This window comes from Rhodoferax sp., from assembly GCF_011391645.1.
Lineage (GTDB): Bacteria > Pseudomonadota > Gammaproteobacteria > Burkholderiales > Burkholderiaceae_C > Rhodoferax.
Window position 1 is genome coordinate 1 of sequence record NZ_JAABQC010000016.1, and the last position, 16649, is coordinate 16649.

Annotated in this window: 16 protein-coding genes; 8 read left to right on the forward strand and 8 right to left on the reverse strand. The window is 58.7% G+C overall.

Annotation, left to right across the window (positions count from 1 at the left end):
- From GPS82_RS03680 to groES, 3 genes are all read right to left on the reverse strand, one after another.
- On the reverse strand, positions 1–574 hold a 574-nt coding region (locus GPS82_RS03680; RefSeq protein WP_296491084.1), incomplete at its 3' end, for an SPASM domain-containing protein.
- A gap of 391 nt (positions 575–965) precedes the next feature.
- Positions 966–2618 (reverse strand): chaperonin GroEL, encoded by a 1653-nt coding sequence (gene groL, locus GPS82_RS03685; protein ID WP_296491088.1) that lies wholly within the window; start codon positions 2616–2618, stop codon positions 966–968.
- Between the two features lie 27 nt (positions 2619–2645).
- Positions 2646–2936 (reverse strand): co-chaperone GroES, encoded by a 291-nt coding sequence (gene groES / locus GPS82_RS03690; protein WP_296491092.1) that lies wholly within the window; start codon positions 2934–2936, stop codon positions 2646–2648.
- A 364-nt stretch (positions 2937–3300) separates the two neighbouring features.
- On the opposite strand from groES, the gene GPS82_RS03695 reads away from it, so the two are divergent.
- The 3 genes from GPS82_RS03695 to GPS82_RS03705 all read left to right on the forward strand — a co-directional run bounded on the left by GPS82_RS03695 (position 3301) and on the right by GPS82_RS03705 (position 5549).
- Positions 3301–3717, forward strand: a complete 417-nt coding sequence (locus GPS82_RS03695) for a high-potential iron-sulfur protein (protein ID WP_296491095.1) — start codon at positions 3301–3303, stop codon at positions 3715–3717.
- Between the two features lie 106 nt (positions 3718–3823).
- Positions 3824–4300, forward strand: a complete 477-nt coding sequence (locus GPS82_RS03700; protein ID WP_296491098.1) for a CopD family protein — start codon at positions 3824–3826, stop codon at positions 4298–4300.
- Between the two features lie 10 nt (positions 4301–4310).
- The gene (locus GPS82_RS03705; protein ID WP_296491100.1) at positions 4311–5549 is read left to right on the forward strand and encodes a multidrug effflux MFS transporter; all 1239 of its coding nucleotides are present in this window, start codon (positions 4311–4313) and stop codon (positions 5547–5549) included.
- Between the two features lie 24 nt (positions 5550–5573).
- Here GPS82_RS03705 and GPS82_RS03710 read toward each other — a convergent pair whose 3' ends face one another.
- The 4 genes from GPS82_RS03710 to GPS82_RS03725 all read right to left on the reverse strand — a co-directional run bounded on the left by GPS82_RS03710 (position 5574) and on the right by GPS82_RS03725 (position 8846).
- Positions 5574–5858 (reverse strand): type II toxin-antitoxin system YafQ family toxin, encoded by a 285-nt coding sequence (locus GPS82_RS03710; protein ID WP_296491101.1) that lies wholly within the window; start codon positions 5856–5858, stop codon positions 5574–5576.
- 8 nt (positions 5859–5866) lie between these two features.
- A complete protein-coding gene (locus GPS82_RS03715; protein ID WP_296491103.1) occupies positions 5867–6100 on the reverse strand; it encodes a type II toxin-antitoxin system RelB/DinJ family antitoxin in 234 nt (77 codons plus the stop codon).
- A 340-nt stretch (positions 6101–6440) separates the two neighbouring features.
- Positions 6441–7475, reverse strand: a complete 1035-nt coding sequence (locus tag GPS82_RS03720; protein WP_296491105.1) for a porin — start codon at positions 7473–7475, stop codon at positions 6441–6443.
- A 303-nt stretch (positions 7476–7778) separates the two neighbouring features.
- Positions 7779–8846, reverse strand: coding sequence for a porin (locus GPS82_RS03725; protein ID WP_296491108.1), 1068 nt, complete (start codon positions 8844–8846; stop codon positions 7779–7781).
- Between the two features lie 460 nt (positions 8847–9306).
- Here GPS82_RS03725 and GPS82_RS03730 point away from each other — a divergent pair, with 460 nt between their 5' ends.
- Positions 9307–10644 (forward strand): porin, encoded by a 1338-nt coding sequence (locus tag GPS82_RS03730; protein ID WP_296491111.1) that lies wholly within the window; start codon positions 9307–9309, stop codon positions 10642–10644.
- 79 nt (positions 10645–10723) lie between these two features.
- Here GPS82_RS03730 and GPS82_RS03735 read toward each other — a convergent pair whose 3' ends face one another.
- Entirely contained in the window at positions 10724–11227 is a 504-nt protein-coding gene (locus tag GPS82_RS03735) for a hemerythrin domain-containing protein (protein ID WP_296491114.1), read from the reverse strand.
- A 224-nt stretch (positions 11228–11451) separates the two neighbouring features.
- Between GPS82_RS03735 and GPS82_RS03740 the strand changes: the two genes are divergently transcribed.
- From GPS82_RS03740 to GPS82_RS03755, 4 genes are read left to right on the forward strand one after another with little or no spacing between them, the layout of a single operon-like run.
- Positions 11452–13296 carry an FAD-dependent oxidoreductase gene (locus tag GPS82_RS03740; RefSeq protein ID WP_296491117.1) on the forward strand — a complete coding sequence of 615 codons (1845 nt, stop codon included), beginning with the start codon at positions 11452–11454 and terminating at the stop codon, positions 13294–13296.
- Positions 13293–15107: a 2-oxoacid:acceptor oxidoreductase subunit alpha gene (locus GPS82_RS03745; RefSeq protein WP_296491119.1), complete on the forward strand. Its 1815-nt coding sequence runs from the start codon at positions 13293–13295 to the stop codon at positions 15105–15107. The genes GPS82_RS03740 and GPS82_RS03745 overlap by 4 nt, the downstream gene beginning before the upstream one ends.
- Complete coding sequence (locus tag GPS82_RS03750; protein WP_296491121.1) at positions 15104–16159, forward strand: 2-oxoacid:ferredoxin oxidoreductase subunit beta; 1056 nt, start codon at positions 15104–15106, stop codon at positions 16157–16159. The genes GPS82_RS03745 and GPS82_RS03750 overlap by 4 nt, the downstream gene beginning before the upstream one ends.
- A 34-nt stretch (positions 16160–16193) precedes the next feature.
- Entirely contained in the window at positions 16194–16634 is a 441-nt protein-coding gene (locus GPS82_RS03755; RefSeq protein ID WP_296491124.1) for a CBS domain-containing protein, read from the forward strand.
- Positions 16635–16649 lie beyond the last annotated feature (15 nt).

The following is a 16649-nucleotide window of genomic DNA, read 5'->3' on the forward strand; positions in this document are numbered from 1 at the left end:
CGCACAGGTAATTCAGTCCCTTTTCACCGTCAGGTGTCTTGATAAAACGGTTTTTGGGGCACTCGCCCCAGCACAGTTCAAGATAAGCGCAGGTGCGGCAGTATTGCGGCAGGCTGTCGCTCTTGGCGTAGCCGAATTTTTTTTGCTGCTCTGAAAATGCGAGTTCGCCCTCGTGAATGTCGCGGATGTTGCCAAGCTTGTATTCCGGGTACACAAAGTGGTCGCAGCTGTAGAGGTCACCGTTGTATTCAAGGGCCAGCGCCTTGCCACAAATGCGCCCGTTGACGCATTTCTGCGGGCCGCGCCCGAGCAGCTGCGACAGCACGTTTTCGAACTGGTCGACAAACACGCGGCCGAAATCGCGCTGCATCCATTCGTCCCAAACGGTGGTCAGGAAAGTACCCCAGTCTTCTGGCGCCACCGACCAATCCGCCACCTCAGAATCCGGGTTGCCTGGCGTGGCGGCACTTGAGCCCAGCCTGGGCAGCTTGTCCCAGTCCCAGTGGCCGGGCGCCACCGAGCGAAAATCGCGCTGCTCCATGCCCGGCGTGAACTGGATGATGCGGGGGCGCACCTCGTCGCGCAGAAAGCGGTAAACATCGAGGGGCCGGCGGGAATTGCTGACAGGCCCAAACGGGACAGCGGGTACGAGAAACCGTTTTTGTTTTTAGTGCGGAATTATTGCACTGTCGCGCGGCATTTGAACAGTCTGAAGGGCTCTATTTGCCAACCTGCGTGGCAGGTCTACCGTGCCCGAAGCCCATTGACTGGGTCCACACGGCGGCGGCCTGATGTTGCCGCCCTTTGGCTGAATAAGTCATCAACATCGAAAGGCAGAAGCCATGGTTGAGACATGCATATGGGGGCTGCTGGAGCCCCCATATGCATGTGGTCGCGTTGCCGTGATTGGTGCGAACTGCACCAAGAGGCAACGCGACCGCGGTGTCGCTTAACTCTGAAGCGTGTTACATGCCCATGCCGCCCATGCCACCCATACCGCCCATGTCACCACCACCCATGCCGCCGCCAGCTGCGTCGTCTTTTGGCGACTCAGCCACCATGCACTCGGTGGTCAACATCAGCGAAGCCACAGACGCTGCGTTTTGCAGCGCGGTGCGGGTCACTTTGGTGGGGTCCAGAATGCCCATTTCGATCATGTCGCCATAGGTGTCGTTGGCTGCATTGAAGCCGTAGTTGCCGGTGCCGGCCATGACGGCGTTCACCACCACAGAGGCTTCGCCGCCTGCGTTGTAAACAATCTCGCGCAGGGGCGCTTCGATGGCTTTCAGCACCAGGGCAATGCCGTGGTCCTGGTCAGCGTTGTCGCCCTTGATGGTGCCAGCGGTTTGCTTGGCGCGCAGCAGAGCCACACCGCCACCAGCCACAATGCCTTCTTCCACTGCAGCGCGGGTGGCGTGCAGGGCGTCTTCAACGCGGGCTTTCTTCTCTTTCATTTCGACTTCGGTGGCAGCGCCAACCTTGATCACGGCCACACCGCCGGCCAGCTTGGCCACGCGCTCTTGCAGTTTTTCGCGGTCGTAGTCGCTGGTGGCTTCTTCGATTTGCACGCGCACTTGTTTGACGCGGGCTTCGATGTCAACCGCCGGGCCGGCACCGTCGATGATGATGGTGTTTTCCTTGCTCACTTCAATGCGCTTGGCCGAACCCAGGTCAGCCAGGGTCACTTTTTCAAGTGTCAGGCCAACTTCTTCAGCAATGACCTTGCCACCGGTCAGGATGGCGATGTCTTCCAGCATGGCTTTGCGACGGTCGCCAAAGCCTGGAGCCTTGACCGCCACCACTTTCAGGATGCCACGGATGGTGTTCACCACCAAAGTTGCCAGGGCTTCGCCTTCGACATCTTCAGCAATGATCAACAAAGGGCGGCCGCTCTTGGCGACTTGTTCCAGCGTGGGCAGCAGGTCGCGGATGTTGCTGATCTTCTTGTCGTACAACAGCACGAACGGGTTTTCCAGCAGCGCGGATTGCTTTTCAGGGCTGTTGATGAAGTAGGGCGACAGGTAGCCACGGTCAAACTGCATGCCTTCAACGACTTCGAGTTCGCTGTCCAAAGACTTGCCGTCTTCGACCGTGATCACGCCTTCTTTGCCCACTTTGTCCATCGCATCGGCAATGATCTTGCCAATGGTTTCGTCAGAGTTGGCAGAGATCGAGCCAACTTGAGCGATTTCCTTGGAGGTGGTGGTGGCCTTGGAGGCTTTCTTCAGCTCGCCGATCAACACGGTCACAGCCTTGTCGATGCCGCGCTTCAGGTCCATCGGGTTCATGCCGGCGGCCACATATTTCATGCCTTCGCGCACGATGGCCTGCGCCAGCACGGTGGCGGTGGTGGTGCCGTCGCCAGCGATGTCAGAGGTCTTGGAAGCAACTTCCTTGACCATCTGCGCACCCATGTTTTGCAGCTTGTCCTTGAGTTCGATTTCCTTGGCCACGGACACACCGTCCTTGGTCACGGTGGGGGCGCCGAACGAGCGCTCCAGCACCACGTTACGACCTTTGGGGCCGAGCGTGACCTTGACCGCATTGGCCAAAATGTTCACGCCTTCAACCATACGAGCGCGGGCTTCGCCGCCGAAAATTACGTCTTTTGCTGCCATGTGTATTCTCCGAATTCAGTTAATTAATTACTTTTCAACGACTGCGAACAGATCGTCTTCTTTCATGACCAACAGCTCATCGCCATCGACCTTGACGGTCTGGCCGCTGTACTTGCCAAACAACACGCGGTCGCCAACTTTGACAGCCATGGGGCTGATTTCACCCTTGTCGTTTTTCTTGCCTGGGCCCACCGCCAGCACTTCGCCTTGATCAGGCTTTTCAGCAGCGCTGTCAGGGATCACGATGCCGGAGGCAGTTTTGGTTTCGTTTTCAACGCGTTTGACAATCACGCGGTCGTGCAGGGGACGAAGTTTCATGGGGACTCCTATTAGGTTTGAAACAAGGGGTTTAACAACACAGGCCACACACCGGGTGGTGAGCAGCCCTGTAACTTTTAGAGCGGGTGCACAACCAAAGCTGTTAGCACTCAACTCCAACGAGTGCTAATGATAAGGGTGTTTGGCGCGTTTTCAAGCCCCAAGGCGGTCGCTGACCTTACTTTTTGCTGGTTATGCCCCGATTTTCCCTGCCATGGATGTGCAAAATAGCCATGAAGGCCCTGTATTTCTGCCGTTGACGCAGGCCAGTAACGCGTGTGTTGGCGCACAGACGCGCTGTATGCGGTATTCCATCATGCGCGGTGTTTGCCCATTTTTTCAACATTTACCCAAGGAATTCACCATGACCACCACGCCAACCCGCCGTCGCTTCATCGAAATTGTGCCTTTTGCCGGTGTCGCATTGCTTGCCGCTTGCTCGCCCAAGGTCGATCCACCAGCCGCCGTGGCCGATACGCCGGCAGCGCCAGCGGCAATGCCGGCACCCGCGCCGCCCGTGGTGCAAGAGTCTGCACCGCCCATGGCCTCTGCCATGCCTCTGGTGGAAGAATCGGCAGCACAGGCCGTGGCACTGGGTTACGTGGCAGACCACACCCGCGCCGACACAGTCAAGTTCAAGTCCTATGTGGCGGGCAATCAGTGCAGCAACTGCGCCTTGTACCAGGGCCAGGCCGGTGACGCCGAAGGCGCTTGCCCGCTGTTCCCGGGCAAGCATGTGGCCGCTGCGGGCTGGTGCAATTCGTGGGTGAAAAAGGCCTGACCACCCCGGCTATCCTTGCAGCCCGGCTTGTTATTTGATGCGGCGCCAACCCGGGCCGCAATCCTGAGGCACACTTGAGTTCTTTTTTGACTTCCGGGCCCTGACCATGTTGTATGCCATCCTGAAAACCCTGCATTTGCTAGCCATCATCGTCTGGATTGGTGGCATGGTGTTTGGCCACTTTTTTCTGCGCCCGGCCGCCGGCATTCTGGAGCCGTCGGTGCGGGTGCGCCTGATGCACAACGTGTTGGGGCGATTTTTTAATGCGGTGCTGGCCGCCATTGCAATTGCGCTGGCCACCGGGCTGTGGATGATTGGCCGTGTGGCCAAGCAGGTGGTGCAGGCCGGCGCACAGTTCAACATGCCGCTTGAATGGACCCTGATGGCCGCATTGGGCATCTTGATGATGCTCATCTTCGGGCACATCCGGTTTGTCTTGTACAAGCGCCTGAGCCGCGCCGCGCAAGCCCTCGACTGGCCCGCCGGCGGCGCGGCGCTGGCGCAAATCAGCAACTGGGTGCTGGTCAACCTGGTTTTGGGTGTGCTGATCGTGGTGGTGACCCTGATCGGCGTGCCGCGCTAAAAGTCCTCTGATGAACCCCGACGCGCAACATTTGTGGCGCGCGCCACGCTGGGCGCTGGCGGTGCTGCTGGCCACGCTGGGCATGCTGGGGCCGTTTTCAATTGACACCTACATTCCGGCGTTTGCCGGCATTGCCAGCTCGCTGGGTGCCACGCCGTTGCAGATGCAGCAAACGCTGTCTGCCTATTTGTTTGGCTTTGCCTTCATGAGCCTGTTTCATGGTGCCCTGTCTGACAGCGTTGGGCGCCGGCCCGTGGTGTTGTGGGGGCTGGCCGCGTTCACGCTGGCCTCCATGGGTTGCGCGCTGTCGCAAAGCATTGGTCAACTGGTGTTTTTCCGGGCGGTGCAGGGCCTCACCACCGGCGCCGGCATTGTGGTGTCGCGCGCGGTGGTGCGCGACATGTTTCCCCCCGCGCAAGCGCAACGGGTCATGAGCCAGATCACCATTTACTTTGGTGTGGCACCCGCCATTGCGCCCATGATTGGCGGCGTGCTGTTTGCCCAGTTGGGCTGGCACAGCGTGTTCTGGTTTTTGACGGCGGTGGGCGTGCTGCTGTGGGCCGCCAACTACAAGCTGCTGCCTGAAACCCTGCACATCACCCAGCGCCAGCCGCTCAAGGTCAGCAATCTCATGCAAGGCTACTGGAAGCTGGGTCTGGACCCGCGCTTTTTGCTGCTGGCACTGGCCAGTGGCATTCCGTTTAATGGCATGTTTTTGTATGTGCTGTCGGCCCCGGTGTTTTTGGGTGAGCATCTGGCGCTGGCGCCCACACAGTATTTCTGGTTTTTTGTGCTCACCATCAGCGGCATCATGGGCGGCGCCCTGGTCAGTGGTCGCATGGCGGGCCGGCTGGCGCCCAAGCAGCAAATCAAATATGGCTTTGCCATCATGCTCAGCGTTGCGGTGGTGAACCTGCTGGCCAATGCGGTGTTCAAGGCGCATGTGTCATGGGCCATGTTGCCGGTGGCAATATTTTCCTTCGGCTGGGCCATGATGGTGCCGGTGGTCACGTTGCTGGTGCTCGACCTGCACCCCGACCGGCGCGGCATGGCGTCAAGCCTGCAAGCCTTTATTGGTGCCAGTGCCAACGGCGTGGTGGCGGGTGTGATTGCGCCGCTGGTGATGCATTCCACGGTGGGGCTGGCGGCCGCGTCGCTGGCCATGCTGTCGGTGGGCCTGCTGGCCTGGCTGTGGCTGCACCGGCGCTGGCCCGAAATTGGGCGCTTTATTGAGCACCCGGTGGTGTGAGTGGGGTCTTGCGGCCGGCAACCGCTAGAACAGGTCGCTGTGTGTTCCTGTTCGAATGAGCTTGAGGGAGCCGGCGTTTGCATTGCCCTCCTTGTCGTAAATGAGCAGCCAGTCTGGCTCAATGTGGCATTCACGGACACCATCGTATTCGCCAGACAGATCGTGGTCACGGTGTTTCTTGCCCAGTGGCCGGTCATTAAGCAGCTCCTTTACGACCGTGCGCATCTTTTCCCAATCGTAGCGGCCAGACCCCTTGATGCGTTTCTTGTCTGTCTTGAACTGACCGGTTTCTTTGAGCGCTCTGGGCATGCTGTAGCTCAAAAATCGTCAAGAGATACTTCCGTTACCTTGCCAGCCTTTGCAGCCTTGATGGCCGCCAGTGTTGTAGCGTTGGGACGAGGTACGTCAATGGGAAGGCCGCCTTTTTCGACAACACTTCGCAGGAACAGGCGAATGGCGGTACTCACGTCCAGGCCTGCAGCACTGAGAACCGCTGCGGCCTCGCGCTTTAGCTCGGGCTCGACCCTGGAGCGAACATCTACGGTCAACATGGTGGACTCCTTTGCATTACAAGTTAACAGGTATTGTAGCTACGTTGTAGCGCAGCAGCCAGCGGGCAGCCCATTTCTGCACTGACCTCCAGCACTGCCGTTGAGAAGTTTCGAAAAAGCTTGGCGGGATACGCCGATGCGCATGGCGACTTCTGTCACTGACATCTCAACAGGCAAATATTCGCGCAATGCTTCACCTGGATGGGGGTTATGCATGGCTATCATGGTAAAAATCTCTCTTGGTGGGAAGTCAATACCAGGCATTAAAAAAACCCCGCCAGGTTGCCCGGGCGGGGTTTTTGAGGTTTTAACCCGTCAGCTGACTTGCGTCAGCGTCAGATCAGAACAGGTGGCGAACGCCCATGGCGATGTTCGACTCAGTCTTTTCGCTGATCTTTCCGATGGTGCCTGATTCAACTTCGGAAGTTGCATAGCCAGCATACAAAGTGGTGCGCTTGGACAGGTTGTAACGACCCACCAATGACCAGCCCTGGCCGTCCAGATCAGCCAAGCCAGTGCCCGAACTGCTCGAGCTTGCATAACCCAAGGCGATGTCGGCACTGGCGCCCAAAGGTGCGCTCACGCCGACTTGCCATTCGTCGTCTTCACGCGTGTCGTTCTCGGCCATGTTGTAGCTACCGGTCAACTTGGCCATACCGAAGTCATAGGAAGCGCCGAACAAAAGGTACTTGTTTTCGTCTTGGTTGACGAGCAGGTTAGTCTGTGCAAGCTTTTCGACTTGGTAAGCGACACCGACCAGCAGCGGACCGGCTGCATACTTGGCATGCAAACTGAAGTTGTCGGTCGCATCACCCAAGTTTGTACCCAAGTTGTCGTTTTCGCCAAAACCATAGGCGACGGCACCGCTGAAGCCGCTGTAGTTGGCCGAATCCCAGCGAACAGAGTTGGCGACACGGTTGCTGTAGTCTTTGACGCCTGTAGTCCAAACCGCACCGGTCTTGGCGAAGTTGCTATCATGAACGTTGTTGGTTGCAGCGCGCAATGCGTCATAAGCGGTGTACTGGCGGCCCAGGTTCACGGCGCCAAAGCCACCGGACAAACCCACGGTTGCCAGGCGTTCGAACAAGGTGGCAGATGCAGTACCGGTATCAACGCCAAACTGGCTTTGCAGGTCGAAGTTGGCTTTCAAGCCGCCGCCGAGGTCTTCAGAGCCTTTCAGGCCCCAGTAAGTTGTGTTCAACATGCTGGAGTCGATCTTGGTTTGGTCGTTTGAAGCCACTGGCGCAAATCCTGTGGTTTCTACTTCGGTGAAGTTGAAGCCAACGTCAAGACGGCCATACAAAGTCACAGAAGATTGGGCCATCGCGGCACCGGTGGAGGCCAGAACGGCCAAAGCGATCAGGGATTTTTTCATTTCAAATATTCTCCAAGGTTAAACATGGGGGCACCGAAATCAACGTGTTTCAGAACCCAGAGCCAACCTCCTGTTTCAGGAAGTTAGGCGTATTGAAACAGAAGCCTCACGGTTTTGCCCCAAAAGGTTTCCAAAACCGCGCGAATACAGTGCATGCGTTGTGAGTTTGCAACAAATTGATGCAAGCTGGTTGTCGCCGACAGCCCTGAGCTGCAACTTGGCTCATTCATAAAAAAAACCCCGCCGGGTTAACCCGGCGGGGTTTTTGATTCGGGTCATTCACTGGCTCACGCCAGCGTCAGATCAGAAGCGGTGTTGCACGCCAACTGCCAGGATTTCGCCAGTGGCATCGGGCTGGCTGTCAACTTCATAAGTGTTGTAGTTGTAACCGCCGTAAAGGAAGGTACGCTTGGACAAGGTGTACGTGGCGGCAATACCCCAACCTTGGGCATCTTCAGCCAAAATCCCCTTGCCTTGAGACGCGGCATAGCTGGCAGAAATCACCCAAGCCGGGCCAACCGGGAAGTCAGCACCGATCTGGTATTCATCAGCGTCAACTCCAGTCACGTTTCCGAGGTTTGCAACCGAACCATAAGTTCCCTTGACAGTCGCCATGCCAAAGTCGTAGGAGCCGCCCACACGCCAGAACTCGGCTGTGTCGTCACCAATAACCGTGTTACCAAAAGAGGTGGTTGCTTCTTGCGCCTGATAACCGAGTTGCAGGGCCAATGGGCCAGCGCTGTAGGTCATGTTCAAGCTGAGGATGTTGGTATCCTTGACGGTGACATTTGGTACTGGCGTCTGGTATACAGCGTCTTCTCCCATGCTGTAGCTGATCGCGCCAGCGAAGCCGCTGAAGCTTGGGGTCGAGTAATAGATGGTGTTGCCAGGATTGCCAAGGTAACCTGTGCTACGGAACACGTTGTTCATCGGGGCCAGGGCAGAATCAAACACTGCGTTGGAAGCGCCACTCACGTCGTCATAAGCGGTCCAGACTTTGCCGAGCTTGACATCACCAAAGCCACCGGAAAAACCGACATACGCTTCGCGGGAGAATGCCTGATTGCCTTGGGAATTGCCAAAAATGTCAGAGGTGCTCTTGGCTGCGCCGGTATCCAGCGCAAAGCCTTGCTCCAGCTTGAAGATGGCCTTCAAGCCACCACCGAGGTCTTCAGAACCTTTGACGCCCCAGCGCGAAGTGTTGACACCGCCGCTGTCAAGCTTGGTCTGCGTTACGCTGTTGCCAACGCCGTCGTCAGCTTTAACTGAGCCGAACCAGATGTCAGCCAGGCCGTACAGGGTGACGGAAGATTGTGCAAACGATGCACCGGAAGCAGCGAGTACTGCCAAAGCAACTAAACTTTTTTTCATAAAAAACTCCTAAGGTTAAAAAATTCAAAAAGCCTGTTAGGGCAGGTTTTGAAGCAGCGAATAAAACATCACATGGGGTATTTCACCATGATGACACCCGAAAAGCACCATCAGGTTTATTTTCTCGCAAGTTACATGCCGTTTTTCGCCAAATTCGTTGCGCAAGCACGACATCGGTCAGTCCGTCAATAGGCGCAAACAGCTAGTTCCGCGTCAATTGCGGGTCATGGACGGTCAAGCTGCGCTTGCAATGGTGCGCAAGGCGCTTGGCTGCGCTTTTAGTCACGATGATCTTCCGCAGCAACTGCACCAAATCAGGGGAAACCCCTGTGGTGAAAATCACTAAATTGGTGCGTCGCGACATCCGCATCTATTGCCTGAACGAACGGGCCTATTTATAGTTAGCACGGTCGTTCTTTTAATACCTTCATACCAATTCCTCTACTGGGTCTTCACCATCATGAACCAACACTCCTTCAAAGCATTGGCATTTGGCCTTCGCCACGTTGCGCTGGCCAGCGCGCTGTGCTGCGCCAGCCTGGCGCAAGCGCAAGTCCCCCCGCCCGGGGTCACTTTGTACGGCCTGGTTGACGTGGGTGTTACTTCGGTCAGCGGCCTGAAGTCTGGCACCGTGACGCAAATTGCCAGCGGCATCATGGAAGGCTCGCGCTGGGGCCTGAAGGGCAATGAGGACCTGGGTGACGGTTACAAGGCCATCTTCACGCTGGAATCGCGCTTTGAGGCCGATACGGGCTCTCTGAGCAATCGACCGATTACGGGTAGCCAGTTGTCTGACCGGTTTTCGCAAGCCCCGCTATTGGGTCTTGTATCTCCATCGCCACAGATTAATGCTGTCTACCAGGCGGCCGTCAATGGTGTCGACGCCATCATCGCCTCCCAATTTGGCGTGAATGTGGGTACGGATGGCAACCGACTGTTTGACCGGCAAGCCTACGTTGGCCTGATCACCCCCTTTGGTGCGATTTTGGCGGGGCGCCAGTACACACCTGCCTATGAAACTTTTGGTACTTTTGACACCATGGCGACACAGTCTGCCTTGTCGGCGGGTCAGATTGCGCAATTCCCGGCAGTGTTTGAAATCCGCAATTCCAACGCGCTGGCGTATCGTATCGTCAAGAATGGCTTCTCTGGCGCGTTGATGTACGCGCCCGGCGAGGTGGCGGGTGACAGCGGTGCCGGCAGCCTGATGGGTGCCAACGTCGGTTACAAAAACGACACTTTTGCGGTGGGTCTTGGCTACAACACCAAGAACAACGAACTGGGTGACAAGTCTTTGACGTCAACCGTGTTGGGCGCTTCCATGAATTTTGGCGGCAGCAGCACGGTAAGCACTCTGGCGGCCACCTTCAAAGATGACAACCCCACTGGTTTGTCAATCATCAACAATGTGTTGGAGCCTCAGTTGGCGCCGGTGGTGGGCCCGCAACTGGCACCAGTGATTGCGCTGCAGGTTGAGAAGGCGTTTATCGAAGCCTTCAAGCAGGACGGCGTCCTCTACCACATTGGTTATCGTTATGTCACCGGCCCTCATACCGCCTCAGTGGCGTACAACCAGTACAACGACAGCCGCCCAGCCAATGCCGATGTGGCGTCCTACGGCGTGGCCTACACCTATGCGCTGTCCAAGCGCACCGACCTGAATGCCGTGGCGGTCCGCTTTGACAACAAGAACCTGGCGCAGGTGGCACCGGGTGGCAATGGCTACCTGGGTGGCGTGACCGCTACCGCGGCAACCGACTCCACCGGCCTGGCCTTGGGCATTCGCCACCGTTTCTGATTTAGTGCGCCCAGCCCTCAAAAAAAATGCCCCGTGAGGGGCTTTTTTATTGGCCAGGGCGTGGTCGGTTGCGGTGTGATCAGGCCGCTTTTTGTGCCAACCGCGCGGCCCGGCTGGCCATCTCGTCGGCAAAGCGCGCTTTGGCCTCGGGGTAGATCAGGGATTCTTCGAGCGTGATGTGGTCGTGGCACAGGTTGACAAACACTTCGGCGTTGTGTTTGAGCTCGGTCATGTCAGCCCAGTCTTCGCCCTGGGCGACAGCGCGCAGCATGGGCGCGAGTTCCAGCCAGTTTTGTTCAATCCAGCCATGGTCTTGCTGCAGGGTGCGCACCGCCTGCACCAGTTCGGCGTTGTCGCTGGCCAACAGCATCGGAAAGATGTTCTTCTCTTCTTCGGCATGGTGCGAGCGTGCCACTTCAGAAAAAAAGGCCTCAATGGTTTTGGCCTTCTGGCGGCAATGCGGGCTGTCGCTCTCGGTTTCGAATCGCTCCAGCAGGTCTGCCAGTTCGGCCAGTTGCTGGTGAATTTGTTGGTGGCAGGCATCGAGGGACTTGAATTGGTCAACTGGTGGGATTGCTTTCATGATTACTCCTGATTTTGGTGGATGTATTTTGGCGGCCTGTCAGTCTGCATCTTTGAGCCAAATCAAGTTTTTGCTCTATTTTCTGATACCGAAAGTTTTTTGACATAGATCAGCAAATTGGCAGATTGCGGGTTATTACGGTCAGGGCCCGCGAAGGATCAGCGTAGGATGCACCCTCACCTGCAACAGCATCCCGTCATCGTCTGCAGGGCAAGGAGACAACTTTGCAAGCTACCAACATTACCAACCCGGCCTATTTCCATAAGGTCGTCGATTGCCAATGGGCCTGCCCGGCCCATACCCCTGTTCCGGAATACATTCGCCTGATTGGTCAGGGCCGCTACAGCGATGCCTACATGATCAACTGGGTGAGCAACGTGTTTCCGGGCATTTTGGGCCGCACTTGCGACCGCCCCTGCGAGCCCGCCTGCAGGCGCGGGCGGGTGGAGGAAAACAACAGCAAAAAGCCCGAGCCGGTGGCCATTTGCCGCCTGAAACGGGTGGCGGCTGACTTCAAGGATGATGTCAAGGCACGCATGCCCACTGTGGCTGCGCCCAACGGCAAGCGGGTGGCGTGTGTGGGCGCCGGGCCGGCCTCCTTGACAGTGGCGCGCGATCTGGTGCCGCTGGGCTACGCGGTGACGGTGTTCGAGGGCGAGAGCAAGGCCGGCGGCTTTGTGCGCACCCAGATCCCCAAGTTCCGGCTGCCCGAGTCGGTGCTGGACGAGGAAACCGGCTACATCCTGGACCTGGGCGTGGACTTCAGGCCCGGGCAGCGCATTGATTCGCTGAAGGCACTGCTGGGCCAGGGTTTTGATGCCATTTTTGTCGGCAGCGGCGCGCCGCGCGGACGCGATCTTGACGCGCCCGGCCGCAAGGAAGCGGCTGCGCATATTCACATTGGCATTGACTGGCTGATGTCGGTGTCGTTTGGTCATATCACCAAAACCGCCGAGCGGGTGATTGTGCTGGGCGGTGGCAACACGGCGATGGACTGCTGCCGCAGCGCGCGGCGCATGGGCGGCAAAGACGTCAAGGTGATCGTGCGCAGCGGCTTTGAAGAAATGAAAGCATCGCCCTGGGAAAAAGAAGACGCGGCGCACGAGGGCATCCCGATCCTGAACTACCACGTGCCCAAGTCGTTCGAGCATGACAACGGCAAACTCACCGGCATGACGTTTGAGATTGTTCGGGCCGAGTACGACGCCAAGGGCCGGCGCAGCCTGATCCCGACCGGCGAGCCCGATGTGCTGGTGCCCTGCGACGAGGTGCTGGTGGCGGTGGGCCAGGAAAATGCCTTCACCTGGATCGAGCGTGACTGCGGCCTGGAGTTTGACAAATGGGGCCTGCCGGTGCTGGGCGAGGGCACTTTCCAGTCCACTTTGCCCAATGTGTTTTTTGGCGGTGACTCGGCCTACGGCCCCAAGAACATCATCACCGCAGTGGCCCACGGGCATGAGGCGGCGGTGTCGATCGACCGGCTGCTCAACGGCGAGGATGTGGCGCGCAGGCCGCCGCCCATGACCAACCTGATGTCGCAAAAAATGGGCATTCATGAGTGGAGCTACCACAACGACGTGTCGAACGACGTGCGTTTCAAGGTGCCATGGACCACGGCCGAAAAGGCGCTGGCCAGCATCAAGGTCGAGGTGGAACTGGGCTTTGATGCGGCCACCGCGTTCAAGGAGGCCAGCCGCTGCCTGAACTGCGATGTGCAGACGGTGTTCAACCGCATGACCTGCATTGAGTGCGACGCCTGCGTTGATATTTGCCCGATGGACTGCATCACCTTCACCGCCAACGGCGATGAGGCTGACCTGCGCACCCGCCTCAAGGCGCCGGCAACCCACACCGATCAGGATTTGTATGTGTCCGCCGAGCTCAAGACCAGCCGGGTGATGGTGAAAGACGAAGACGTCTGCCTGCACTGCGGTCTGTGCGCCGAGCGTTGCCCCACCGGGGCTTGGGACATGCAGAAGTTTCTGCTCAACACCACGCAGGCGGGGCCAAAGTGCCGAGATGCCAAGCCCGTTCCTGCAGCCCACTTTGCCCAACCGGAGGCCGCATGAAGCGCATAGAAGCCATCAACGATTTCGTCATCAAGTTTGCCAATGTCAACGGCTCGGGCTCGGCCTCGGCCAACGAGCTGTTTGCCAAGGCGGTGATGCGCATGGGCGTGCCGGTGAGCCCGCGCAATATTTTTCCCAGCAACATCCAGGGTATGCCAACCTGGTACGAGGCCCGGGTGTGCGAAAAAGGCTACCACGGCCGCCGCGGCGGGGTTGACATGATGGTCGCCATGAACCCGCAAACCTGGGATGCCGACGTTGCCGAGATCGAAAGCGGGGGCTACCTGTTTTATGACAGCACCCGGCCCATGCCGCCAGCCAAGTTTCGCGACGACGTGCACACCATGGGCGTGCCGTTGACCGAAATTGCCAACGACGCCTACACCGATCCGCGCCAGCGCCAGTTGTTCAAGAACATCATTTATGTGGGTGCCCTGTCGGTGCTGCTCGACGTGGACGCCGAGGTGTTCGAAAAGCTGTTTTCCGAGCAGTTCAAGGGCAAGGAACGCCTGATCGAATCCAACGTCAAGGCCCTGCATCTGGGGCGCGACTACGTGAAGGCGCACATTCAGGCGCCACTGGGCATTCGCGTGCGGCGCGCCGACAACGTGGGCGACCAGATTTTTACCGATGGCAACAGTGCCGCCGGTCTGGGCCTGGTGTATGGCGGCGCCACGGTGGCCGCCTGGTACCCCATCACCCCGTCGACCTCGATCCCCGAGGCGTTCCAGAAATACTGCGAAAAATTCCGCATCGATCCGGCCACCGGGCAGCACCGCTTTGCCATTGTGCAGGCCGAAGATGAGCTGGCGTCGATTGGCATGGTGGTGGGTGCGGGATGGAACGGTGCGCGGGCCTTTACCGCCACCTCGGGCCCCGGCGTGTCACTCATGACCGAGTTCATTGGCCTGGCGTATTTTGCCGAGATTCCGGTGACCATCATCAATGTGCAGCGCGGCGGGCCAAGCACGGGCATGCCGACCCGAACCCAGCAGTCTGACTTGCTTTCATGCGCCTACGCCTCGCATGGGGACACCAAACACGTTTTGCTGTTCCCGCAGGACCCGCATGAGTGTTTTACCCATTCGGCCGCCGCGCTGGAACTGGCGGAACGCCTGCAGACGCCCATCTTTGTCATGACCGACCTCGACATCGGCATGAACCAGCGCCTGTGCAAGCCATTCGTCTGGGACGACGCCAAGGAATACGACCGTGGCAAGGTCATGACCGCCGAGGAACTCGAAGCCGGCAAGCCTTTCGGCCGCTACCGCGATGTGGATGGTGACGGCATTCCGTGGCGCACCCTGCCTGGCACGCACCCCAGCAAGGGTGCCTTCTTTACGCGGGGCACCTCCCGCAACCCGCAAGCCATGTACTCCGAGGCGGGAGCCGACTACATCTACAACATGGAGCGTCTGCTGCGCAAGTTCAAGACGGCGGCAGACATGGTGCCCCAGCCGGTGTTTCGCCCGGCGGCCGAGCCGACCAAGCTGGGCATCATCTACTACGGTTCCACCACGCCGGCCATGCGCGAGGCGCTGGATGTGCTTGACCGCAATGGCGACCATGTGGATGCCATGCGCCTGTGCGCCTTCCCGTTCCCGCAATCGGTGGCTGACTTCATTGCGGCGCACGACAAGGTGTTTGTGGTTGAACAAAACCGTGACGCGCAAATGCGCTCCATGCTCATCAACGAACTTGAGGTGAATCCCGCCAAGCTTGTTCGTGTGCTGCATTTTGATGGCACACCCATCACCGCGCGCTTCATCATCCGCAACATTCACGACAGTGTGCAGAAGGAGACCGTATGACTTTCATTGCCAAACCCCGGCTGCATCACCCGACCCTGCACACCAACAAGGTTGGCTTCACCCGGCGTGACTACGAGGGCCGTATTTCAACCCTGTGCGCCGGTTGTGGGCACGATTCGATCTCGGCGGCCATCATCCAGGCCTGTTGGGATCTCGACATCGAGCCGCACCGCGTGGCCAAACTGTCGGGCATCGGCTGCAGCTCCAAAACACCAGACTATTTTCTGGGCGCCTCGCACGGCTTCAACACCGTGCACGGGCGCATGCCAAGTGTGCTGACCGGGGCCAACATGGCCAACCGTTCGCTGTTGTACCTGGGTATTTCGGGCGACGGCGACTCGGCCTCGATTGGCCTGGGCCAGTTTGCCAACGCCATGCGGCGCGGTGTGCGCATGGCCTACATTGTGGAAAACAACGGTGTTTACGGCCTGACCAAGGGCCAGTTCTCGGCCACGGCAGACCGTGGCTCCAAGAGCAAGAAGGGTGTTGTCAACAGCGAGAGCCCGGTGGACCTGGTGGGCATCGCGCTGCAGCTGGGTGCGACCTACGTGGCGCGCAGTTTCTCGGGCGACAAGGCACAGTTGGTGCCACTCATCAAAGGCGCCATGGCGCATGGCGGCGCGGCCTTTATCGACGTGATCAGCCCGTGCGTGACCTTCAACAACCACGGCGGCAGCACCAAGAGCTACGACTATGTGCGCCAGCACAACGAGGCGGTGAGCCGGATCGACTTCATGACTCCGGGCAAGGAAATCACCACCGAATACGCCCCCGGCGAACTGGTGGAGGTTGAGCAGCACGACGGCAGCATGCTGCGCCTGCGCAAGCTGCATGTTGACTATGACCCGACTGACCGCTATGCGGCCATTGGCTTCATGCAGTCGCGCGCGGCGATGGGCGAAATCGTGACGGGGCTGCTCTACATTGACCCGCTGGCCACTGACCTGCACACCTCGCTCAACACCTGCGCTGCGCCGCTCAATACGTTGAAAGCCGCGCAACTCAATCCGGGCGCCAAAGCGTTGGAAAAAATCAACGCGACGCTGCGCTGAGCCCTGTAGCCCACCGACATCCAAGGAGTCTGCCATGACCGAACGCACTGTTTTTCAATCGATGGCGCAGCGCCATGTGGTCAGCGTGGTGCCCACTGCCACGGTTTATTCCGCAGCCTGCGTCATGACCCGGGCCAATTGCGGCAGCGTGCTGGTCATCGACACCAGCAACACGCTGCTGGGGATCGTGACCGAGCGCGACCTGATGACCCGCCTGGTGGCCAAGCTGCTTGACCCGGCCATCACCACGGTGGCAGACATCATGACGCGCAGCCCGTACTGCGTGGTGCCCGAAACCAAGGTGGCCGATGCGGTGCTGATCATGATCGAGCGCGGTTTCAGGCATCTGCCCGTCGTCACCGAAGCCAACAAGATTCTGGGCGTGTTCTCGGTGCGCGACGCGCTGCCACGCGAGGTGCAGACGGCGCAGAGTCTGGCGGAATTCAACGAGCAGGTGAACGACGCGCTGGGTTGATTTTGCAGGGGCGCA